Origin of the sequence: Pseudomonas sp. DE0010 (assembly GCF_007680745.1) — a bacterium.
GTDB lineage: Bacteria > Pseudomonadota > Gammaproteobacteria > Pseudomonadales > Pseudomonadaceae > Aquipseudomonas > Aquipseudomonas parafulva_B.
This window is the reverse complement of record NZ_VEJQ01000023.1, coordinates 1-21,403: the sequence shown is the minus strand read 5'-3', so window position 1 is coordinate 21,403 and position 21,403 is coordinate 1. Positions and strand designations below refer to the sequence as shown.

General features: G+C 64.2%; 23 protein-coding genes. 15 read left to right on the top strand and 8 right to left on the bottom strand.

All coding sequences use genetic code 11. The features are described 5' to 3' along the window. Positions 1 to 3: 3 nt before the first annotated feature. Together fahA and maiA are read left to right on the top strand one after the other, a co-directional pair. The gene (gene fahA / locus FS767_RS17005) at positions 4 to 1,296 is read left to right on the top strand and encodes a fumarylacetoacetase (RefSeq protein WP_144966988.1); all 1,293 of its coding nucleotides are present in this window, start codon (positions 4 to 6) and stop codon (positions 1,294 to 1,296) included. Between the two features lie 12 nt (positions 1,297 to 1,308). Beyond that, entirely contained in the window at positions 1,309 to 1,935 is a 627-nt protein-coding gene (gene maiA, locus FS767_RS17000) for a maleylacetoacetate isomerase (protein WP_144966987.1), read from the top strand. A gap of 22 nt (positions 1,936 to 1,957) precedes the next feature. Here the strand turns inward: maiA and FS767_RS16995 are convergent, their stop codons facing one another. After that, positions 1,958 to 2,764, bottom strand: coding sequence for a SirB1 family protein (locus FS767_RS16995; RefSeq protein ID WP_144966986.1), 807 nt, complete (start codon positions 2,762 to 2,764; stop codon positions 1,958 to 1,960). Positions 2,765 to 2,886: 122 nt separating this feature from the next. Here FS767_RS16995 and FS767_RS16990 point away from each other — a divergent pair, with 122 nt between their 5' ends. Further along, positions 2,887 to 3,906 (top strand): Glu/Leu/Phe/Val dehydrogenase dimerization domain-containing protein, encoded by a 1,020-nt coding sequence (locus FS767_RS16990; protein ID WP_144966985.1) that lies wholly within the window; start codon positions 2,887 to 2,889, stop codon positions 3,904 to 3,906. 42 nt (positions 3,907 to 3,948) lie between these two features. On the opposite strand, the gene FS767_RS16985 is transcribed toward FS767_RS16990, so the two are convergent. Continuing rightward, entirely contained in the window at positions 3,949 to 4,212 is a 264-nt protein-coding gene (locus FS767_RS16985) for a YebG family protein (RefSeq protein ID WP_058604888.1), read from the bottom strand. A gap of 218 nt (positions 4,213 to 4,430) precedes the next feature. Between FS767_RS16985 and FS767_RS16980 the strand changes: the two genes are divergently transcribed. Then, positions 4,431 to 4,901, top strand: a complete 471-nt coding sequence (locus FS767_RS16980) for a phosphate-starvation-inducible protein PsiE (protein WP_058637197.1) — start codon at positions 4,431 to 4,433, stop codon at positions 4,899 to 4,901. A 3-nt stretch (positions 4,902 to 4,904) separates the two neighbouring features. Here FS767_RS16980 and FS767_RS16975 read toward each other — a convergent pair whose 3' ends face one another. The 3 genes from FS767_RS16975 to FS767_RS16965 form a co-directional block, all read right to left on the bottom strand. Continuing rightward, entirely contained in the window at positions 4,905 to 5,195 is a 291-nt protein-coding gene (locus tag FS767_RS16975; protein ID WP_144966984.1) for a DUF3509 domain-containing protein, read from the bottom strand. 160 nt (positions 5,196 to 5,355) lie between these two features. Further along, the gene (locus FS767_RS16970; RefSeq protein ID WP_058604891.1) at positions 5,356 to 5,703 is read right to left on the bottom strand and encodes an HPF/RaiA family ribosome-associated protein; all 348 of its coding nucleotides are present in this window, start codon (positions 5,701 to 5,703) and stop codon (positions 5,356 to 5,358) included. A gap of 10 nt (positions 5,704 to 5,713) precedes the next feature. Further along, positions 5,714 to 5,944, bottom strand: a complete 231-nt coding sequence (locus FS767_RS16965) for a hypothetical protein (RefSeq protein ID WP_144966983.1) — start codon at positions 5,942 to 5,944, stop codon at positions 5,714 to 5,716. On the opposite strand from FS767_RS16965, the gene FS767_RS16960 reads away from it, so the two are divergent. From FS767_RS16960 to FS767_RS16935, 6 genes are all read left to right on the top strand, one after another. Further along, on the top strand, positions 5,943 to 6,248 hold the full coding sequence (locus FS767_RS16960) for a DUF3649 domain-containing protein (protein WP_058604892.1): 306 nt from the start codon (positions 5,943 to 5,945) through the stop codon (positions 6,246 to 6,248). The two genes, FS767_RS16965 and FS767_RS16960, sit on opposite strands and share 2 nt — an antisense overlap. After that, positions 6,245 to 7,822, top strand: a complete 1,578-nt coding sequence (locus tag FS767_RS16955; protein WP_144966982.1) for a PepSY domain-containing protein — start codon at positions 6,245 to 6,247, stop codon at positions 7,820 to 7,822. The genes FS767_RS16960 and FS767_RS16955 overlap by 4 nt, the downstream gene beginning before the upstream one ends. Next, positions 7,822 to 8,148, top strand: a complete 327-nt coding sequence (locus tag FS767_RS16950) for a DUF3325 domain-containing protein (RefSeq protein ID WP_058604894.1) — start codon at positions 7,822 to 7,824, stop codon at positions 8,146 to 8,148. The genes FS767_RS16955 and FS767_RS16950 overlap by 1 nt, the downstream gene beginning before the upstream one ends. A 4-nt stretch (positions 8,149 to 8,152) precedes the next feature. Next, positions 8,153 to 8,722, top strand: coding sequence for an RNA polymerase sigma factor (locus tag FS767_RS16945; RefSeq protein WP_144966981.1), 570 nt, complete (start codon positions 8,153 to 8,155; stop codon positions 8,720 to 8,722). Next, the gene (locus tag FS767_RS16940) at positions 8,719 to 9,705 is read left to right on the top strand and encodes a FecR family protein (RefSeq protein WP_144966980.1); all 987 of its coding nucleotides are present in this window, start codon (positions 8,719 to 8,721) and stop codon (positions 9,703 to 9,705) included. Before FS767_RS16945 ends, FS767_RS16940 begins: the two co-directional genes overlap by 4 nt. Positions 9,706 to 9,843: 138 nt before the next feature. After that, positions 9,844 to 12,234 (top strand): TonB-dependent siderophore receptor, encoded by a 2,391-nt coding sequence (locus FS767_RS16935; RefSeq protein WP_144966979.1) that lies wholly within the window; start codon positions 9,844 to 9,846, stop codon positions 12,232 to 12,234. On the opposite strand, the gene FS767_RS16930 is transcribed toward FS767_RS16935, so the two are convergent. Beyond that, positions 12,231 to 13,118, bottom strand: a complete 888-nt coding sequence (locus FS767_RS16930) for a helix-turn-helix domain-containing protein (protein WP_144966978.1) — start codon at positions 13,116 to 13,118, stop codon at positions 12,231 to 12,233. The two genes, FS767_RS16935 and FS767_RS16930, sit on opposite strands and share 4 nt — an antisense overlap. Before the next feature lie 182 nt (positions 13,119 to 13,300). Between FS767_RS16930 and FS767_RS16925 the strand changes: the two genes are divergently transcribed. After that, on the top strand, positions 13,301 to 14,203 hold the full coding sequence (locus FS767_RS16925) for a DMT family transporter (RefSeq protein WP_144966977.1): 903 nt from the start codon (positions 13,301 to 13,303) through the stop codon (positions 14,201 to 14,203). Between the two features lie 56 nt (positions 14,204 to 14,259). Here FS767_RS16925 and FS767_RS16920 read toward each other — a convergent pair whose 3' ends face one another. Next, positions 14,260 to 15,234 carry a D-glycerate dehydrogenase gene (locus FS767_RS16920; RefSeq protein WP_144966976.1) on the bottom strand — a complete coding sequence of 325 codons (975 nt, stop codon included), beginning with the start codon at positions 15,232 to 15,234 and terminating at the stop codon, positions 14,260 to 14,262. A gap of 73 nt (positions 15,235 to 15,307) precedes the next feature. Beyond that, a complete protein-coding gene (locus FS767_RS16915; protein WP_058604901.1) occupies positions 15,308 to 16,237 on the bottom strand; it encodes a LysR family transcriptional regulator in 930 nt (309 codons plus the stop codon). 191 nt (positions 16,238 to 16,428) lie between these two features. On the opposite strand from FS767_RS16915, the gene FS767_RS16910 reads away from it, so the two are divergent. The 4 genes from FS767_RS16910 to FS767_RS16895 are packed head-to-tail and all read left to right on the top strand — an operon-like array spanning position 16,429 to position 21,187. After that, on the top strand, positions 16,429 to 17,958 hold the full coding sequence (locus tag FS767_RS16910; protein ID WP_144966975.1) for an efflux transporter outer membrane subunit: 1,530 nt from the start codon (positions 16,429 to 16,431) through the stop codon (positions 17,956 to 17,958). Then, entirely contained in the window at positions 17,955 to 20,132 is a 2,178-nt protein-coding gene (locus FS767_RS16905; RefSeq protein ID WP_144966974.1) for an FUSC family protein, read from the top strand. Before FS767_RS16910 ends, FS767_RS16905 begins: the two co-directional genes overlap by 4 nt. Next, positions 20,122 to 20,322, top strand: a complete 201-nt coding sequence (locus FS767_RS16900; protein ID WP_023534307.1) for a DUF1656 domain-containing protein — start codon at positions 20,122 to 20,124, stop codon at positions 20,320 to 20,322. The genes FS767_RS16905 and FS767_RS16900 overlap by 11 nt, the downstream gene beginning before the upstream one ends. A gap of 10 nt (positions 20,323 to 20,332) precedes the next feature. Beyond that, entirely contained in the window at positions 20,333 to 21,187 is an 855-nt protein-coding gene (locus FS767_RS16895) for an HlyD family secretion protein (protein ID WP_144966973.1), read from the top strand. Positions 21,188 to 21,403: the final 216 nt, after the last annotated feature.

The window sequence follows — 21,403 nt, the reverse complement described above, 5'->3', positions numbered from 1 at the left end:
CCCATGAACCAACCCGCCATTGCCCGCAGCTGGGTGAGCCACGCCAATGGGCACAGTGACTTCCCGCTGCAGAACCTGCCCTTGGGTATCTTCAGTCGTGGCAGCGAAGCCAAGCGCTGTGGCGTGGCCATCGGCGATGCCATCCTCGACCTTGAGGCGGTGCTGGCCATGGGTTTGTTCGAAGGTCAGGCCAGGGCGGCGGTACTTGCCACCCAGGGCGGCACCTTGAACGCGTTTTTCGCACTCGGGCGCGGTGCGCGCGTGGCGTTGCGGGAGCGGCTGCTCGAGTTGCTCGGTGAGCAGTCCGAGCACCAGGCAATGCTGGAGGGGGCGCTTTATCCCGCCAGCACCTGCCAGTTGCATGTGCCGGCCCAGATCGGCGATTACACCGACTTCTACGTGGGCATCGAGCATGCCCGCAACATTGGCAAGTTGTTCCGCCCCGACAACCCCTTGCTCCCCAACTACAAGTACGTGCCTATCGGCTATCACGGCCGCGCATCGACCATTCGCCCCTCCGGGACGGATGTTCGCCGGCCCAAGGGCCAGACATTGCCTGCCGGCCAGAGCGAACCAAGCTTCGGCCCCTGTGCGCGGCTGGACTACGAGCTGGAGCTGGGCATCTGGATCGGGCAGGGCAACGACATCGGCCAGGCCATCCCCATCGGCGATGCGGCCGAGCACATCGCGGGCCTGTGCCTGCTCAACGATTGGTCGGCGCGGGACATCCAGGCGTGGGAATACCAGCCACTGGGCCCGTTTCTGTCCAAGAGCTTCGTGACCACGATTTCGCCCTGGGTCGTCACGGCCGAGGCGCTGGCGCCTTTGCGCTGCGCTCAGCCGCCAAGGCCTCAAGGTGACCCCCAGCCGCTGTCCTACCTGCTCGACAAGCGTGACCAGGCAGCGGGTGCATTCGACATCGAACTGGAAGTGTTGCTGCTCACCGAGCGCATGCGCGAGGAGGGGAGTGCGCCGCACCGCCTGGCCCTGAGCAACACCCGCAGCATGTACTGGACGGTGGCCCAGTTGGTGGCGCACCACAGTGTCAACGGTTGCCAGTTGCAACCCGGCGACCTGTTCGGCTCCGGCACCCTGTCAGGTGCCACCCCAGGGTCCTATGGCAGCTTGCTGGAAATCACCGAGGGCGGTAAGCACCCGGTCGAGCTGCCCAATGGCGAAGTGCGCAAGTTTCTGGAGGACGGCGACGAAATCATCCTGCGGGCACGGGGTGTGTGCGACGGTGAGGTGAGCATCGGGTTCGGCGAGTGCCGTGGTCGGGTCATTGCGGCCAACTGAGGAGACGCAGGCATGGAGCTGTATACCTATTACCGTTCCACCTCGTCCTACCGAGTGCGGATTGCCTTGGCCCTCAAAGGGCTGAGCTTCATGGCACTCCCCGTCAATCTGCTGCAAGGCGAGCATCGGCAAGCCGGTTATCTGGGTATCAATGCCCAGGGCCGGGTACCCACCCTGCGTACAGACGGTGGCGAGCTGCTCGTGCAATCTCCAGCGATCATCGAGTACCTGGAAGAGGCCTATCCGCAGCCCGCGCTGCTACCGGCAGGGGCGGCGCTGCGCGCCAAGGCGCGTGGGGTGGCGGCGATCATCGGCTGCGACATCCACCCCCTGCACAACGTCAGCGTGCTCAACCGCCTGCGTGAGGCGGGCCAGGATGAAGTGCAGATCAACCAATGGATCGGCCATTGGATAAGCCAGGGGCTGGGGGCGGTCGAGCAGGTGATCGGCGAGGGTGGCTACTGCCTGGGCGATGCGCCTGGCCTGGCGGATGTCTACCTGATACCGCAGCTCTATGCCGCCGAGCGATTCGGGGTCGACCTTGGGCGTTACCCGCGCATTCGCAGGGTGGCGGCGTTGGCGCAGCAGCATCCGGCGTTCATACAGGCTCATCCTTCGCGTCAGCCCGATACGCCGTAGTGTGCAGCGTTAGATTGCGCGATCAATGAAGGGAGCGGCTTGTCGCGGGCAACTGCTCCAGCCGCTCGCTCAATACCAGCCGCTGCAGAGGGTCTTCCGTCAGCAGCAATGCATGTTCCAGGTCGAAGCGTTCGGCGTGTGGGCAATCGAGCTGCCTGTACAGGTTGGCACGGGCCAGGTAGTCGCCGACCTGGGCGGGGCCCAGTTGCATGACGCGCTCGGCGTCGATCAGCGCCGCGAGTGGGGCGTCATTACTGGTGTGCAACTGGCGCAAGTTGCGTGACAGCCGTTGCAGCATCTGCATGGCGCTGGCCGGGCGCAAGTGCTCGGCGCTCAAGGCGGTGCCCGGACCGTACTGGCGGACCAGCAGCTCTCGACAATCATTGGGATAAAGACGCCGACCGCCGCAGGGGTCGAGCAAATGGTCGGCACCCGGCACCCGCAACAGGAAATGCCCGGGGAAGGCGACGCCTTCGAGTGGAATGGACAGACGCTGCGCAAACTCCAGTGCCAGGATGGCCAAAGCCAGCGGTTGGCCGCGTCGCCTTGTCAGCACATGGTTCATCAAGGCAGCGTGAGGACGCAGCGGCAGGTATTCATCCTGTTGGAAACCCAACGCGTTGAGCTGGCGCAAAAGCGGCTGGGCAAGTTCAGTGACGCCAATCATGGGCAGGTGAATGCTGATGGTGTGCTGCATGTTCTGGAACACGGCCTGGCAGGCATCAGGATCGACGCTTGGGTCATGTTCGGCGGCGATCCACAGCGCAGCTTGCAGCAGGGCGGCAGGCGTGTTTTCAAGGCAGGCCAGGCAGGCTTGACGTGGCTTCATGGGCTTCTCCACTCACCCTTGAGTAATAGCCGGCCAGAGCGGTTTCGTCCAGTTGTCCGGTAGCCCGGCCCGCCCGTTTCAGGTGCCTATACTGGATGCTGCACCTCATGGGGAGCCAGGCCATGTTCGCACTGATGCAATGCACCCGTACCCAGTCACTGCATGTGTTCAACGATCCGCAGACAGGCCTTGAGGCCGTCGTGGTCATTCACAGCGAGCGGTTCGGGCCTGCCATGGGCGGTTGTCGCTACCTGGCATACACCGATCATGAGAGTGCGATCACCGACGCAGTCACCCTGGCCCAGGGCATGAGCTACAAGGCGGCAATGGCGGGCCTGCCTTTCGGGGGCGGCATGGCGGTCATGCTGCGCAGCCCGCATGTGAACGACCGCGCTGCCTTGTTCGAAGCATTCGGCCGCCGTATCGATAGCTTGCAAGGGCGGCTACTCATCGCCCTGGACAGCGGCACCTCGACACTGGACATGGATTGCCTGGCGCAGGGCACCCCCCATGTTGTCAGCACGACAGCGCTGGGTGACCCTGCCCCACATGCGGCGATGGGGGTATTCGCGGGCCTGCGCGCCACCGCCCATGCGCGGCTGGGCAGCCACAACCTGGAAGGGCTGCGTGTCGCTATCCAGGGGTTGGGGAGCGTGGGGTACACGCTGGCCGAACACTTGCACGCAGCGGGTGCAGACCTGCTGGTCAGCGATCTGGAGCCTGGCCGAGTGCGACTTGCGGTAGAGCAGTTCGACGCACAACCGATTGCCCACGATGCGTTACCTAGTACACCGTGCGACATCTTCGCCCCCTGCGGCATAGGCCCGGGATTGAATGGGCAAAGCGTGATGCAGTTGAGGTGCGCGGCAGTGGCAGGTGCTGCAAACAACCAACTGGCATCGTTGCAGGTTGCCGACCAGTTGGAAGGGCGGGGGATTCTGTATGCACCTGATTACGTGATCAATGCGGGTGCCCTGATCTACTCAGCGCTGGCCCATAGGGGCGAAAAAGCGGAGGCGATCACCGCCCATATTGCCCGTATACCCACCCGCCTGACCGAAGTGTTCGGTCATGCCCAGGCTGAAAAGCGTTCGCCTGCACGTGTGGCGCAGGCGCTGGCGGAACGTTTGTTGTACGACTGAATACAACGCCCCAGGCCTCGTCGCTCAAAGGCCCAGCGATCGCTATTGAGCAGCATCGCCCTCGAGCAGTTCACCCAGCGCGTCGGGCTGGCTCTTGAACGCCCTGGCGAATACGTCGCGGTTCTTGGCCATATAGATACCGGCTTCTTCTACCTGCTGTTCGCTCAACGATGGCACAGCCTTGTGCAGGACTTCTGCCAGGCGCTCAGCCAGTTCGAGCATCTTGTCGTGACGGTCTGCTTCGGCCTTATCCATGAACAAGCGCTCCGGGTCGCGGCTGCTGCGATACACCACTTCGACGGCCATTCATCACCTCTATGCCTTTTTGCTGTTAACGATTTACTGTATCGATATACAGTAATGGCATTCCCTGAATCGCGCAACCCTGAATTTCCCAGGGGGTGTGCGTGTCCTGCATCACTCGACCACCTTCCAAGCCCCTGTGCCTGGCCCTTTAACTGCATGGCACAAGCGTCATACAGGTAGCGGATCATTTGTCAGAGAGCTTCGGGGAGTCATCGATCATGAACATCAAATGGGCAGAAAAACTGCGCAAAGGCCTGCACGGCTCAGCCGATTCGCTGGGCAACCTGTGCGTCGAAGGCTTTCACTACCTGGCCTTGTTCGGCATCGGTGCGATAACGGCCTATGCCGCTGTGGTGACGTTTCTGGACATGCTCGGCAAAGGTGGGATCAGCGTGGATGACATCCTGCTGCTGTTCATCTACCTGGAGTTGGGCGCCATGGTGGGCATCTACTTCAAAACCAACCACATGCCCATCCGCTTTCTGCTGTACGTGGCCATCACGGCGCTCACCCGTCTGTTGATTGGCGACGTGTCGCACCACAAGGCGCCCGATGTGGGGCTGCTGTACGTGTGCGGGGGCATCCTGCTGCTGGCATTCGCCATTCTGGTGGTGCGCTACGCGTCGTATCGCTATCCGTCGACCAAGGTGCTGGACGCCAGCGGCAAGGATGTGGAAGAGGGCAAGTGACCCTCAGTTGGCCACGACGTTGCGTGCTTGACTACCACTGGGGCGCGTAAGGGCGGCGAGCACTTGCATGGGGTTCTGGCTGCGATCTATCGCCAGGCCCAGGCGGATGCTGTCGATGACCCGTTGCAAGCGAGCGGGGTCATTGCGTTGCGCCTGGCTGATCAAGCGTTTGGCGGCGATGCCCGCCTCGTCAGACAAGGTGAGCATGATGCTCCCGTCGAGCGCCTCGATGCTCAGGTTGACCCGGTACTGGGGGCTGAACGCTGCACTGATCTGATCGAATGGGTTGGTCATGATGGCGCTTCTGCAACGTGATGATGCAGAAATTGACTGGTGGGGGTGGGACCGGGTTCCAACCGTTTATCGGTCGCGGCACGGCGGCAGTGGTGCAAGGCTGAGCCCTTGCGGTTGGATAAGGCAAGGGCCGCTGCGCGGCCCCGTTCCGGTCAGGCGATCAAGCCTCCGGATCGCTCAGCTCCAGCACGCCACGCTTGCTGCGCAACTTGCCGTACAGGTGCTCCAGCGCATGGGTCAGCTTGGTGGCCGCGCCTTCCACCGCCTGGTCAAGCGAGTTGGCCGTGTGGGTCACCGAGATCGGCTGATGGCCTTTGGGGCGAGCCTCCATCTGGCAGCGCTTGTCCTGTGGTCCGGGTTTGCCGCCGTTTTCATCGCGCAGGTGCACCTCGATACGGGTGAGGTCTTCCTCGTAGCGCTCCAGCGTGTCTTGCACCGTGTTGCGGACCCACTCGTCGAGCCGGGCATTGCCATCGATATGGTTGCTGCTGTTGACCTGGATTTGCATGATTCAATCCTTATTCAGCTTGCTCGCATGGAGACGCCAGGTCCTTGAGACCCTTGGAATTTCTGCGCCTCTTGACTCTAAGGTCAGGCAAGCCAATAGCGAATTCAACCCCCTCGTGAAAATAAATGTCTTGTAGCAAAGCCGATTGCTCACTTTTGCCCAGCATGCTGTCGGCCAGGCTTTGCATATGAGAATCCATATCATTATTATTGCTGGCTTCAACATTTCCGGACTTGGCCATGACCCGTAAACCCGCCAGCCTCACGCCCAGCTATCGCCTGGCCGTGGCTTCACGCAGCCTGGCGGCGTTGCTTGGCGGTTATCTGTTGGCGTCTACGGCCAGTTTCTGCGTGGCTGTGTCGCTGCCCATAGCGCCGGTCGACGCCACGCTGATCGGCCTGATGCTGTCGTTCGTGTTCTACGTGTTGGCCTTCATCGGTTGCTTTGCCTGCCGTGACGCCTGGCGGGCGTGGCTGGGCGTGTTGATACCGAGCCTGGTGCTCGGGCTGCTCGGCGCGCTGGTCCATTGGATGAAATTGTCATGAAAGACGGCTTTCGCCAGGCGATGGCCTGGCTGCATACCTGGACGGGCCTGCTGTTCGGCTGGCTGCTCTTTGCCATCTTCCTCACCGGCACCCTGTCGTATTTCAAGGAAGAAATCACCCACTGGATGCAGCCTGAGATAGGCCATTACGCACCCAACCCGCAGGCCGCGCTGGCGGCGGCGCAGCGCTATCTGCAAGCTCAGGCGCCCGCTTCACAAAGCTGGTTCATCCGCCTGCCCAATGAGCGTGAAGCAGGGGTGAAGGTCGGGTACCGGGATGCGAACGGAGGGCCTCGCGGCTTCGTCACCCAGACCCTCGATGCCAAGACGGGCGAGCCCGTCACGGCGCGCGACAGCCGCGGCGGCGAGTTCTTCTACCGGTTCCACTTCCAGCTGCAGATGCCTTATCCGTATGGCCGATGGCTGTCGACATTCTGCGCCCTGATCATGCTGCTCGGCCTGGTCACCGGCATCATCACCCACAAGAAACTGTTCAAGGAGTTCTTCACCTTTCGCCCTGGCAAAGGCCAGCGCTCCTGGCTGGACGGCCACAACGCCATCGGCGTGCTGGTGCTGCCGTTTCACCTGATGATCAGCTACAGCAGCCTGGTGCTGTTCATGTACCTGGTCATGCCCGCAGGGCTGATGGCGCATTACGGTGATGACACCTCGAAGTACTTCAATGATTTGTTTGGGGCAGGGGAGGCGCCCAAGGCAGCCCAGGTCGCCGCGCCGCTTGCCCCACTGCCGGCGCTCTATGCCCAGGTCCAGGCGCTGCAACCGGGGGCGCGGGTGGGCAACATTCGGGTTGAGAACCCGGGCGACAGCAACGCACGGGTCACCTTCACCCAGTCTGCCGCCGACCACGTTGCCTATCGGCGCAGTGCCAACTGGACCTTCGACGGCGCCACAGGCGCGCTGCTCGAACAAGGCAAGCCCGAAAGTGGCGCCATGCTGACGGCATTCAGTTTCGCCGGGTTGCACATGGGCAATTTTGCCGGCCCTTGGCTGCGGTGGCTGTATTTCTGCTTCGGGCTGGCAGGCACTGCCGTGATCGGGACCGGCCTGGTGATGTGGTTGGACAAGCGCCAGCTCAAGCATGCCAAGGCCCCGCGCGTTCCGCGTGAGCTGCGTCTGGTAGAGGTACTCAATATCGTCAGCATGAGCGGGCTGCTGTTGGCAGTGGCCAGCTTTTTCTGGGCTAACCGGCTGCTGCCGGCGGCGCTTGAAACCCGTGCCGACTGGGAGGTCAATGCGTTCTTCATGGCATGGGGCCTGGCGCTGGTGCACGCGATGGTGCGTAGCGGTCGCCGGGCCTGGGGCGAGCAGCTGGCGCTCGGGGCGCTGGCCTTCACGCTGTTGCCACTGCTCAATGCGCTGACGACCGCGCACGGGCTCAACCACGCCATCATCGATGGCGATTGGAGCATGGCTGGGTTCGATCTCACCGCATTGGGCTGCGGCCTGTTCCTGGCCTGGCTGGCAAGCAAGAAGCTGCGCCCCGCGCTGGCCTTGGCCAAGCCTTCCCGTTCACGCGCCAGCCAGGTTGGCCATGAAACGGCGCAGGCCCAGTGATGCTCGGTATCGCCCTGATCGCCTTCGCGGGTTTCGCCGCCTTGTGTCTGGCCATGCCCAAGCACTTCCAAGCGCTGCTGGGCCGCGCGCCTGGTCCAGGACAACCGCGGCTGTTACGAGCGACCGGCTGGCTCATGCTGCTGGTTTCATTGGCTCTTGGCGTGCAGGCGCGGGGCTGGGCTCACGGTCTTGTGGAGTGGACGGCCGTTGCGATGGCAGGTGTGACCTTGTGGGTGTTCGGGCTGGCGTACCTGCCTCGCTTGCTGGTCGGCCTGGCCGCTGTCAGTGCATTGCTGGGGCCGTTGTTGGTCCTGTTAGCCGGGTGACGCCATGAGCCCCACGAGGCAGAACGACGGCTCAGAGGGTGAAGCGAGCGCTCGTGCCCGCTTTATCCAAGTCTTCATGGCCCAGCGCGCGCGCATGGAGGCCCTGGTCAGCCGCCGGGTAGGTTGCCGAGCCACCGCCTCCGACTTGGTCCAGGAGCTGTTCCTGCGCTTCTGGGGGCGTGCGCAGGTGAAGGTCGAAGCCCTGGACACCTACTTGATGCGCTGCGCCGGCAACCTGGCGATCGATCACCTGCGCAGCGAAAGCAGCCGCCAGCGTGCTTTCGCCGATGCTTCACAGGGCAGCGCACACCTTGTGAGCCAGACGCTGGAGCAGACCCTGGAAGTGGACGACGATCTGCAACGCATCGAAAACGCCCTGCGTGCGTTGCCCGAGCGTACCCGGCAAATCTTTCTGCTCAACCGTGTCCACGGCTGCACGTACAGCGAAATAGCACGCGCCATGCAACTGTCCCAAAGCGCTGTGGAAAAACATATGATGCGTGCCCTGCAAGCGTGCAAGGCAAGTGTCGCCCAGGCCGCGCCCATTCCACGACGACCACGGGGCACGCCGTGACCACCACGTTACCTGTTGTCACCCAAGCGCAGTCCGATGCCGCCCTACAGTGGCTCGTACGCATCAACGGGCAGCCCGAGCAAGCCCGCAGTGCGGCGTTCAGGCGTTGGCTGCTGGCCGACCCGCGGCATCCGGTTGCGTACGAGCAGGCGCAGGCGCTGTGGAACCACAGCGCCCCCGCTGCGGCGACCCTGGCCGATGAAGACCGGCTGGCCCTGCAACATTACCTCGACCGGATGAGCCCGCCCGCTGCCAGGCGCCCCGGACGTTGGCGTGCAGGGGCGTTGGCCATGGCCGCTTGCCTGATCATGGCCATCGGCATGCTCGGTGGGTGGCAGCCCGGTCATTGGCTGCTGGACCTGCGCGCCGACTACAGCACGTCGGCCGACCGGCGCGAAGTGACCTTGCCAGACCACTCGGCGGTCACGCTGGACGCCCACAGTGCGATTGCCGTGCAATTCGACAAAGGCCAGCGCCGCGTGCGATTGCTGCACGGCGCTGCGTTCTTCAAGGTCACCCACACCGGCGAGCCCTTTGTGGTGCAGGCCGCGCAGGGGCAGGTGCGAGTGCTGGGCACCGAGTTCGAAGTGCGCGAGCAGGGCGCCGCCACCCAGGTCACCGTCCGCGCCGGTCGCGTAGCGGTCAGCCCGTCCAAGGGGGCCATGGCACGTGAGTTGATCGCCAACCAGCAGGTGAGCTACGGCGCGGGGCAGGTCAGCCACACGTTGTCGGTCGACAGCGCGCAGCACCTGGCATGGCGCGAGGGTTGGCTGACCTATTCCCAGGCGCCCCTGGCCCAGGTGGTTGAGGAACTGGGTCGCTATTACCCCGGCCACATCGTGCTGCTGAACGAGGCTTTGGGGCGGCGTGAAGTCAGTGGCAGCTTCCCCATTGCCGAACCCTTGCAGGCGCTGGACTCACTGGGCGCAGTGCTCGGCTTTTCGCGTCAGACAGTGCTTGGACGGTTCACGGTCATCCGTTGATTGCTGGTCGTTAACCACCCTATTTCATGCCCTCCAAAAAAACTTCCTACCGCAGGTGAGGTAACAGCACTCCATAACCGTGTAGTGCGTGAAAGTGCGATTCATTCGCACTCAATACCCTCTCTCAGGTCAGCGTCCATGAAGTCTACCTTGCGTTGCGTTCCCCTTTGGCTCGGTCTTGCAGTACTCCCGCCGTTCATCTACACCCAGGCGGCGAGTGCGGCGCAACGCGCGCAAGCTTATACCTTCGACCAACCTGCCCAGCCACTGCTTCAGGCCCTTGCCGCCTTCAGCCGCGTCACCGGGCAGAGCGTGGTCCATACCCTGACGCTACCTGCCGTACAAGCGCCTGCGCTGCACGGGGCCTTGAGCGCCGAGCAGGCGTTGAAGCGCTTGTTGGGTAATGCCGGGCTGACCTGGCAACGGGTCGATGCCCATACCTTCACCTTGCAGGCGCTGGACACCGCCGGTGCCTTGAACCTGCAGGCCACCACCGTGACTTCGCAGCTCGACAGCTTGAGCTATCAGCCGCCGACCACCACCTCGATCATGCGCGGCCAGGGCCCCACCCAGGACATCCCCCAGGCGATCAACGTGGTGCCCGCCCAAGTACTGCGCGACCAGGCGCCGCGCAACCTGGACGATGCCCTGGCCAACGTCAGCGGCATTACCCAAGGCAACAATTTCGGCGGTACCTCCGACACCGTCATGAAGCGGGGCTTTGGCGACAACCGCGACGGTTCGATCATGCGCGATGGCATGCCGTTGGTGCAGGGCCGCAGCCTCAGCGCCAGCACCGAGCGGGTCGAGGTGCTCAAGGGGCCGGCTTCGCTGTTGTACGGCATCCAGGATCCAGGCGGGGTGATCAACGTGGTCAGCAAGCGGCCCCAGCTGCAGGCCTACAACGCACTGACTGCACGCGGCTCGACCTACGGCGATGGCAAGAACGGCAGCGGTGGTGGGTTCGACAGCACCGGTGCGCTGGGCGACAGCAACTTGGCCTACCGCCTGATTGCCGACCACACGGACGAAGACTACTGGCGCAACTACGGCGTGCGCCGCGAGACACTGCTGGCCCCCTCGCTGGCCTGGCTGGGCGAGGATACCCAAGTAGTGGTGGCCTACGAGCACCGTGAATTTCTTTACCCGTTCGACCGCGGCACGGCCTTCGGCAACGACGGCCATCCGCTTAACATCCCGGCCACTCGGCGCCTGGATGAGCCGTTCAACGACATGCAGGGCCGCTCCGACCTCTACAGCCTGCAACTGGACCATCAGCTTGCCGACGACTGGAAGCTGCACCTGGGCTACAGCTTCAACCGGGAAACCTATGACGCCAGCCAGGTCCGCGTGACCGGGGTCAACCCGCGCACCGGCACACTGACGCGCAGCATCGATGGCACGCGCGGTGCCATGAGCCGAGACCAGTTCGTCACGGCGAGCCTGGCCGGCACAGTCCAGTTGGCAGGCCTGCAGCATGATCTGCTGGTGGGCCTGGACCATGAAGACCGTAAGGTGTACCGCGCCGACCTGATCCGCCAGACGCCGCGCACCCCCTTCAGCTACCTGAACCCTGTGTATGGGCGTGAAGTGGAGGGCAGCACAGTGCGCGCCTCCGACAGTGACCAGACCGACGAGCTGCGCACCGACGCCTTGTTCATGCAGGATGCGCTGCACCTGGACGATCACTGGATCCTGGTGGCCGGTGGGCGCTTCCAGCAATATGACCAGTACGCCGGTCGAGGACGCCCATTCAAGGCCAACACCGACATCAGTGGGCAAACCTGGGTCCCCCATGCGGGGGTGGTGTACAAGGTCGATGAACAGCTCTCGTTCTACGGCAGCTACAGCGAATCGTTCAAGCCCAACTCGACCATTGCACCACTGGCCGGCAACGTGGTGCTCGACGGCGCCATCGCCCCGGAAGAGGGCAAGTCGTGGGAGCTTGGGGCCAAGCTCGACGTACCAGGGCGCATCACCGGCACCCTGGCCTTGTTCGACATCACCAAGCGCAACGTTCTGGTGTCCAACTTCGATTCGAGCACCCGCGAGACGGTCTACAGCAATGCCGGTGAAGTGAACTCCCGGGGCGTCGAGCTGGACCTGACCGGCCAGTTGAGCGAGCGCTGGAGCCTGATCGGCAGCTACGCCTTCACCGATGCCAAGGTCACCCAGGACCCGGCCCTCAAGGGCAATCGCCTGCAGAACGTGGCGCGGCACGGCGCTTCGTTGTCCGCCGTCTACGATTTCGGCACCCTGTTCGGTGGCGACAGCCTGCGCGCCGGTGCCGGGGCGCGTTATGTGGGCGAGCGTACCGGCAATGCCACCAACACCTTCGAGCTGCCGTCCTACACGGTGGCCGACGCCTTCGCCAGCTACGAGACCCAGCTGGACGCGCACACCGTTCGCCTGCAACTGAACGTCAAGAACCTGTTCGACAAGGTGTACTACAGCTCGTCGGTCAACCAGTACTTCGTGGCGGTGGGCGATGCGCGGCAGGTGAGCGTATCGGGCACCTTCGAATTCTAGCGACCAGCCCTGCGGCCCAGGGCCTGGCGATACTCCCCAGGCGTGGCCGCCAGCACCTGGCGGAAGCGATTGCTGAAATGGCTGGCACTGGCGAAACCGCAGGCCAGGGCCACCTCGCCCAAGGGCGCATGGCCCAGCCGCAGCAGCAGGCACGCCCGGTGCAGGCGCCGGGCCAGCAGGTATTGATGGGGAGGCAAGCCGAAGCTCACGCGAAACATGCGTGCGAAATGGTACTCGGACAGGTTGCAGCGCACGGCCAGCTCGCCCAGGGTAAGGGCATGCTCCAGGTGTGCTTCGATGTAGTCGATCAACTGCCGGCGCTGGCTGGGCGCCAGCCCGCCCTTCAGGCGCAGCCCCTGGCGCAGGCCCACTTGGCAGAGCAAGGCATGGTCGACGATCTCGTGGGCCAGGCTGCTGGCCAGCAAACGTTCGGCCGGCTCGTTCCAGTCAAGGCCTGACAACTGGCGAAAGCGCAGGGCCTGCCTGGGGTCGTCCATGAAGGTCGCCTCCTGCAGTTGCAGCGCTCGCGGCTCCCGGTCGAGCAGGCGTACGCACCCCAGCGCAAACTGCGCCGGGCTCACATACAGGTGGGCCATGCGGATAGCCCCGTTGATCACCCAGTTCGATTCGTGCTCGGCCGGCAATACGCACAGCTTGTCCGGGGCACCCTTGTCGGCCGGGCGTTGGCGCCGAAAGGTGCCGGTACCGTCAGCCAGGTAGCAGGACAGGGTGTGGTGGCTGGGTGCCTGGTAGTCGCGGGCATCGTCGCGGTTGCGCCACAGCGCAGCCGCCAGCCCATCGCCCAGGTGCGCGCTGAGCTCCAGCCGGGCGTTAGGGGATGCATGCATGACATTGAACACTTGCAGCTGCGTGAATGGCGTCATCGGGGCCTACCTCTGTTGCACATGCTACTGCGGCCAAGGGCAGGTGACAGCGCCCTGATGCGCAAAAGCGCAAGTTTATGCAAGCAGGGCAGGGCTACCGAGCGAAATACTGGCGGTGCCCGTTACCCCAGGCATGCCTGCCTTGGCCGGGACACCCGTGGAAGGTCCAAAGGAAACACACCATGAACCTGTCGCTCTACCTGCTCACCGTGCTGATCTGGGGTACGACCTGGATTGCCCTGAAATTCCAGCTGGGTGGGGTCGCCATCCCCGTATCCATCGTCTATCGCTTTGCCTTGGCAGCACTGATCCTGTTTGCCGCGCTGTTGCTCACCCGGCGCCTGCAGCCCATGGGTCGGCGCGGCCACCAGATCTGCCTGGCCCAGGGGTTATGCTTGTTCTGCATCAACTTCATCTGCTTTCTCAGCGCCAGCCAATGGATCGCCAGCGGCCTCATTGCCGTGGTGTTCTCCACCGCCACCTTGTGGAACGCGATCAATGCCCGGCTGTTTTTTGGCCGGCAGGTGGCACCGCATGTACTAGGGGGTGGAGCCTTGGGGTTACTGGGCCTGGGCCTGCTGTTCTGGCCGGAGCTGTCGCACCATGCAGCCAGCCGCCAAACCCTGTACGGCCTTGGTCTGGCGCTGCTTGGCACCTTGTGTTTTTCGGCAGGCAACATGCTTTCGAGTGTTCAGCAGGCGGCCGGGCTCAAGCCCATGACCACCAATGCCTGGGGCATGGCTTATGGAGCAGGCATGCTGGCAATTGCCTGCCTGGTGGGTGGGATTCCGTTCGAGATGGAGTGGAGCGCACGCTACGTGGGCTCACTGCTGTACCTGGCGGTGCCGGGCTCGGTGATCGCGTTCACCGCATACCTGACCTTGGTCGGGCGCATGGGGCCGGAGCGTGCGGCCTACTGCACGGTGCTTTTCCCGCTGGTGGCCCTGAACGTGTCGGCGGCCGTCGAAGGCTATCAATGGACGCCCACCGCCTTGCTTGGCCTGGTAGCGGTGATGGCGGGCAATGTGCTGGTGTTTCGCAAACCCAAGGCTGCGCGCAGCCCCGAGGTGCCTCGGCCTGCCTAGGCCTGTCCATGAAACAGGGCCGCATTGATTGCGGCCCGTGTCAGCTACGCCCGTGCTCAGCCTTTCCACACCTGAGGATTGACCAGGTCCCTGGGCCGCTCGCCCAGCAGCGCCGCGCGCAGGTTGTCGATGGCGCGGTTGGCCATGGCCTCGCGCGTCTCGGCGGTGGCCGAACCAATGTGGGGCAGGGTCAGGGCATTTGGCAGGCTGAACAGCGGGGAGTCGGCCAGGGGTTCCTTTTCATACACGTCCAGGCCGGCACCACGGATCGTGCCGTCCTGCAGGGCCTGGATCAGTGCCGCCTCGTCCACCACTGGCCCGCGGGCGATGTTGATCAAAAACGCCGAGGGTTTCATCAGCTTCAACTCGCGGGCGCCGATCAACTGGCGCGTGGCATCGGACAGCGGCACCACGATGCAGACGAAATCAGCTTCGCCCAGCAGTTGCTCAAGGCTGCGCATCTGCGCACCCAGTTCCTGCTCCAGGGCCGTCTTGCGGCTGTTGCCGCTGTAGATGACCGGCATGTTGAAGCCAAGGCGACCCCGCCGGGCGATGGCCGCGCCGATGTTGCCCATGCCGACGATGCCCAGGGTCTTGCCATGCACGTCACTGCCGAAAAGCGCAGGCCCCACGCTGGCCTGCCAATGGCCGGCCTTGGTCCAGGCGTCGAGCTCCGCGGTCCGCCTGGCGCAGCCCATGATCAACGAAAAGCCCAGGTCAGCCGTACTTTCAGTGAGCACGTCCGGCGTATTGGTCAGGGCGATGCCGCGCTCGTTGAAGTAGTCCAGATCGTAGTTGTCGTAGCCCACCGACACGCTGGACACCACTTCGAGCCTGCCGGCCCCTTCGAGCTGGGCACGCCCTAGCTTGCGGCCCACGCCAATCAGGCCGTGGGCATGCGGCAGGGCTTCGTTGAACTGCGCGTTGACGTCACCGCGTTTGGGATCGGGCATGATCACGGTGAAATCGTGCTGCAAGCGCTCGGCCATGGCCGGGGTGATCCGGCTGAAGGCAAGGACGGTCTTTTTCATCGTTCACCTGAAGGCAAAAGCCTGAAGCTACAGGTTGTGCGCAGCAGGCTGCAACCCTTGGCCCGGTGGTGGCTCAGTGCGCCTTCAAGTCGGCTTCATGGGCCGCGAGGATTTCCGGCAGCGAGTTACGCAGGTACTCCACCCACGTCTTGATCTTCGCGTCCAGGTACTGGCGCGACGGGTAGATGGCATACAGGTTCAGTTCCTGCAGCCGGTATTGCGGCAAAATTCGCACCAGGGTGCCGTTACGCAAGCCTTCGATGGCCGAATAGATCGGCAATACCCCCACCCCCATGCCACTGCGAATGGCTGTGCGCATCGCATCGGCCGTGTTGACCATGAACGGCGAGCTGGTGATGTTGACCATTTCCTGGCCTTCGGGGCCGTCGAACAGCCATTTTTCAAGCGGTATCACCGGGCTGACCATGCGCAGGCAGGCATGCTTGAGCAGATCGGCCGGTTTGTGCGGCACGCCATGACGGGCGATATAGGCCGGCGACGCGCAGACGATGCTGTAGGTGATGCCCAGCCGTTGCGACACGAAGCCTGAATCCGGCAGCTCGGTGGCCAGCACGATGGACACGTCGTAGCCTTCGTCGAGCAGGTCGGGTACACGGTTGGCCATGGTCAGGTCGAAGGTCACGTCCGGGTGCGATTCGCGGTAGCGGGCGATGGCATCGACCACGAAATGCTGGCCCACCCCGGTCATCGAGTGCACCTTCAACTGCCCGGCAGGGCGGGCATGGGCGTCGCTGGCCTCGGCCTCGGCTTCTTCGACGTAGGTCAGAATCTGTTCGCAGCGCATCAGGTAGCGCTTGCCGGCTTCGGTCAGCGCGATGCGGCGGGTGGTGCGGTTGAGCAGGCGTGTTTGCAGATGAGCTTCCAGGTTGGAGACGGCCCGCGACACGTTCGCGGTGGTGGTATCCAACTGGCCCGCTGCGGCCGTGAAGCTGCCGAGCTGGGCCACGCAACTGAAGGCACGCATGTTTTGCAGGGTGTCCATGGGTCACTCTCGATGTAGAGGACAAAATTGTGTCACGAAGTCGCGCAACCAGGATGAAAAGTTGCCTTCGACCAAAGGCTGATTATCGCCGTTTCAGTAACAAAGATTCGCAGGAATCAGCGCTTATCGCCAGTGTGGCCGCCCCCTAGAATTGCCCAGCCCCTCCACCTCTTCCTCGGGATATCGCAGCTGTGCCGCGTTGCATCATCGGAACGCTTCAAGCGTTCAGTGCCTGTGCCCTTGCCCTCACCTTGAGCGGCTGTATCGGAACCTGGGGCATTGCCCCGCAGACCCAAACGCTGCAAGCCAACACCCTGAGCCCCAGTGCAGCCATCGAACAGGCCGCCACCGATGCACACTGGCCGGACCAGCAATGGTGGCGCGCCTACCGCGACCCCCAGCTCGATCACTGGATAGCACTGGCGCTGGCCGCCAACCCTAGCCTTGCCATCGCCGCAGCACGGGTGCGTCAAGCGCGTGCCCTGGCTGGCCTTGCCGAGTCGGCCGAACACCTGCAAGGCAACGGTCAGGCGACGCTCAACCGGCACAACTGGCCTGACGACCCCTTCTATGGCCCTGGCGACTTGTCCGGTGCCACCACCTGGGATAACAACGCAACCCTTGGCTTGAGCTACGCCCTGGATCTCTGGGGGCGCGAGCGCAATGCCAGCGAGCAGGCCGTGGACCAGGCCCATCGACAGGTAGCAGAGGCCAGGCAGGCACAGTTGGAGCTGCAGCACACGGTAGTGAGCGTGTACATCGAGCTGAGCCTGCATTACGCCCGGCGCGACATCATCAAGGCTCAACTGGCGCAGCAAGAGCAGATCCTGGACCTGGCCCAGCGTCGCCTGGACGCGGGCATCGGCACCCATCTGGAGGTCAGCCAGGCCCAGGCGCCGCTGCCGGAAACCCATCGCCAGCTCGACAGCCTGGACGAGGCTATCGTCCTGGCCATCCATCAGCTGGCCGCCCTGGCGGGCAAGGGGCCAGGGGAGGGCGCGCAGCTGCAGCGCCCCAGCCTGACCCTTGCCACACCGCTGACGCTGCCCTCCAGGCTACCCGCCGAACTGGTCGGCCAGCGCCCCGATGTGGTCGCCAGCCGCTGGCAGGTCGCTGCCCAGGCGCGTGGGATCGACATGGCCCACGCCGGCTTCTTCCCCAACGTGGACCTGGTCGGCAGCCTGGGTTTCGTCGCCACCGGCGGCGGCCCGCTGGCGTTTCTCACCGGGCGCAAGTTCAACTACACCGTCGGCCCGGCCGTCACCCTGCCGATCTTCGATGGCGGGCGTCTGCGCGCGCAACTGGGGGCCGCCGCCGCCGACTATGATGTGGCCGTAGCGCGCTACAACCAGACGGTGATCGGCGCGCTCAAGGACATCTCCGATCAGTTGGTGCGTCGCGAGTCGATGCAGGCGCAGGCGCACTTTGCGGCCGAGTCGGTCGCCGCCGCGCAGAAAACCTACGACATCGCCATGGTCGCCTACCAGCGGGGCCTTACCGACTACCTGAACGTGCTCAACGCGCAAACGCTGCTGTTTCGTCAGCAACAGGTTCAGCAGCAGGTGCAGGCCGCGCGCCTGATCGCCCACGCCGCCCTGGTGACGGCGCTGGGCGGCGGTCTGCAAGCCGGCTCGGATGTACCGGACCAGGAGCGCCAGGCGCCGCCAGCCACGCCGGCAACCCTCGCCATCCTCAACGCCAAGCCGAGAGCACGCCCATGAGCACATGGGGTTTACCTCTGCGCTGGTTGCAGAGCCTGCAATGGCGGCGCGGTTTCCATGCCTGGGTGCGGACCGATGGGGTCACCTGGGTGTACATCTTCAAGGTGCTGGCTGCAGCCTTCATCACCTTGTGGCTGGCCATGCGCCTGGAGTTGCCGCAGCCGCGCACCGCCATGATCACGGTGTTCATCGTCATGCAGCCGCAAAGCGGGCATGTGTTCGCCAAGAGCTTCTACCGGGTGCTGGGCACCCTGGCCGGCTCTGTGATGATGGTCGCATTGATGGCCGTCTTCCCGCAGAACACCGAACTGTTTCTGCCCAGCCTGGCCGTCTGGGTGGGCCTGTGCTCGGCAGGCGCCATGCGCTACCGCACCTTCCAGGCGTATGGCTTCGTGCTGGCCGGCTACACCGCGGCGATGATCGGCCTGCCGGTGTTGCAGCACCCCGACCAGGCATTCATGGCCGCGGTCTGGCGAGTGCTGGAGATTGCCCTGGGCATCCTGGTGTCCACCTTCGTCAGCGCCGCCATCCTGCCGCAGTCGGCCAGTGCCGCCATGCGCAACGCCCTGTACCAGCGCTTCGGCGCGTTCGCGGCCGTAGTCGTCGAAGCCTTGCGCGGCGACAGCCAGCGTGAGCGCTTCGAAAGCAGCAATGTGCGCTTCGTGGCCGAGGCGGTGGGGCTGGAAAGCCTGCGCAACGTCACTGCCTTCGAGGACCCGCACATGCGTCGGCGCAGTGGCCGGCTGGTGCGCATGAACAGCGAATTCATGGCCATCACCACACGCTTCAATGCCCTGCACCGCCTGATCGAGCGGCTTCGCGCACGCGGGCCCGTGCAGATCGTCAGCGCCATCGAGCCTGGCCTGCACACCCTCGTCGCCCTGCTCGAACCCTATGTGGGGCGCGCGCTGACCGACGCCGACGCCTTGCGCCTGACCCTCGAGCTCGGTGCCTACCGCGAAGGGTTGCAGGCCCAGGTCCGCAGCTTGCGCGCCGACTACCTGGCCACCGCGCCCGGCGAAGCCGACCTGCTGGATTTTCACACGGCGTTCGAGTTGCTCTACCGCTTCGTGGACGAGATGTACAGCTACGCCGAAACCCACGCCTCCCTGGCCGTGCACAACCACGCGCGGGAGCAGTGGGACGAACCCTACGTGGCACAGACCAGTACCTTGGTATGCCTGGCAGCCGGGCTGCGCTCGGCGGCGGTGCTGTTGCTGCTGGGCAGCTACTGGCTGATCAGCGACTGGCCAAGCGGCGCCATGATGACCTTGATCGCCACGGTCACCGCCGGGCTGTCAGCGGCCTCGCCCAACCCCAAGCGGCTGTCGTTCCAGATGGCCTGCGGCACGGCGATAGGCGCGGTGGTCGGTTTCTTCGAAACCTTCTTCGTGTTTCCCTGGATCGACGGCTTCCCTTTGCTGTGCATGGTCCTGGCGCCGGTGTTCGTGCTGGGTGCGTTTCTCTCGTCGCGCCCGGCCTACTCGGGCTACGGCATTGGCCTGCTGGTGTTTTTCGCCATTGGCTCGGTGCCCAACAACCTGACGGTGTATGACCCGTACAGCTTCATCAACGACTACATCGCCATGGTCGTCGGCATGTTCGTGTGCGCGGCTGCCGGGGCGATCATCCTGCCACCCAATAGCCGCTGGTTGTGGAGCCGGCTGGAGCAGGCCCTGCGTGAACAAGTGCTGTTTGCCATCAGCGGGCGCCTGCGCGGCATCGGCACGGCTTTCGAAAGCCGCACGCGCGACTTGCTGCACCAGGCCTATGGCCTGGCGGCCGGCAAGCCCCAGGTGCAAAGCCAGTTGATGGGCTGGATGTTCAGCGTGCTGGAAATCGGCCATGCGGTGATCGAGCTGCGCAAGGAGCAGGCGCGGGCCCCCGTGCACCCGGCCTATGCCGAGTCCCAGCCGTGGCGCCAGGCTATCCGGGTCATGGGCCGTGCCCTGGCGCGCCTGTTCCTGCAGCCCAGCGTCGGGAATCATGAGCGTGCCCTGGTGGCGGTGGACCATGCCATTTCCCGGGTCCAGGCCACCGACGAGCCGTTTGCGCGGCACTTCGACACGTCAGTGCTACGCCGTGTGCAGAGCTACCTGCACTTCATCCGCTCGTCCTTGCTCGACCCCCACTCACCGCTTGCGCCACCCAAAGGGTTGCCCCATGCCTCGTGAAATCGCCTTCCACGGCGTGTACATGCCCACCCTGACCCTGATGTTCCTGTTTGCGCTAGGCCTGGCCTGGGGGCTTGACCGGTTCATTGCCAGCGTTGATGGCTACCGTTTCTTCTGGCACCCGGCGCTGCTGCGCCTGAGCCTGTTCGTCTGCCTGTTCGGCGCCCTGGCGCTGTCGCTCTACTGGTGAGAATCCTTCGATGAAAAAGTTCTTCAGCCTTGTCGCCACGTTGCTGGTCCTGACGGCCGCCGTGGTGATCGGTCGTCAGCTGTGGCTGCATTACATGACCACCCCCTGGACCCGGGATGGCCGGGTACGCGCCGACATCATCAACGTGGCGGCCGATGTGCCTGGCTACGTGGTCGATGTGCCGGTCAAGGACAACCAGCGGGTCAGCAAGGGCGACCTGTTGATCCAGATCGACCCGGAACACTACCGCTTGGCGGTCGAACAGGCCAAGGCCCTGGTCGCCGCCCGCAAGGCCACCTGGGAGATGCGCCGGGTCAATGCCAGGCGCCGTGCCGACCTGGACAACCTGGTGATCTCCAAGGAAAACCGCGACGATGCCAGCAACATTGCCAGCGCTGCTCTGGCCGACTACCAGCAGGCCAAGGCGGCCCAGGCGGCCGCCGAATTGAACCTCAAACGCACCCGGATCGTGGCCACGGTCGATGGCTATGTGACCAACCTGAACGTTCACAAGGGCGATTACGCACGCACCGGCGAGGCGGTGATGGCGGTGGTCGATGAGGCGTCATTCTGGGTGTACGGGTTTTTTGAAGAAACCAAGTTGCCCCATGTGAAGGTAGGCGACCCTGCCGAACTGCAGATGATGAGCGGGGAACGCTTGCAGGGCCATGTGGAGAGCATCGCCCGGGGCATCTACGACCGCGACAACCCGCAGAGCCGCGAGCTGATTGCCGATGTGAACCCCACCTTCAACTGGGTGCGCCTGGCCCAGCGGGTGCCGGTGCGCATCCATATCGACCAGGTGCCCGAAGGCTTCTTCCTGGCAGCGGGGACTACCTGTACGGTGGTGGTCGATCCGCAGTGAAGCACTCGGCGGCCTGCCACTGCGGCAGGTTACCCCTTGTAGGAGCGGTCTCGCCGGGGCGCCGGACCGGCCGCGATGGGCTGCGCAGCAGCCCCAGGATGTCAGCTTCGTAGCAAATATCCCCGGGGCCGCTGCGCGACCCATCGCGGCACGAGGCCGCTCCTTGTATCTCGACTTTTGCCTCTTTGCAGGCCAAAGTTCTCGACTGATCATCGA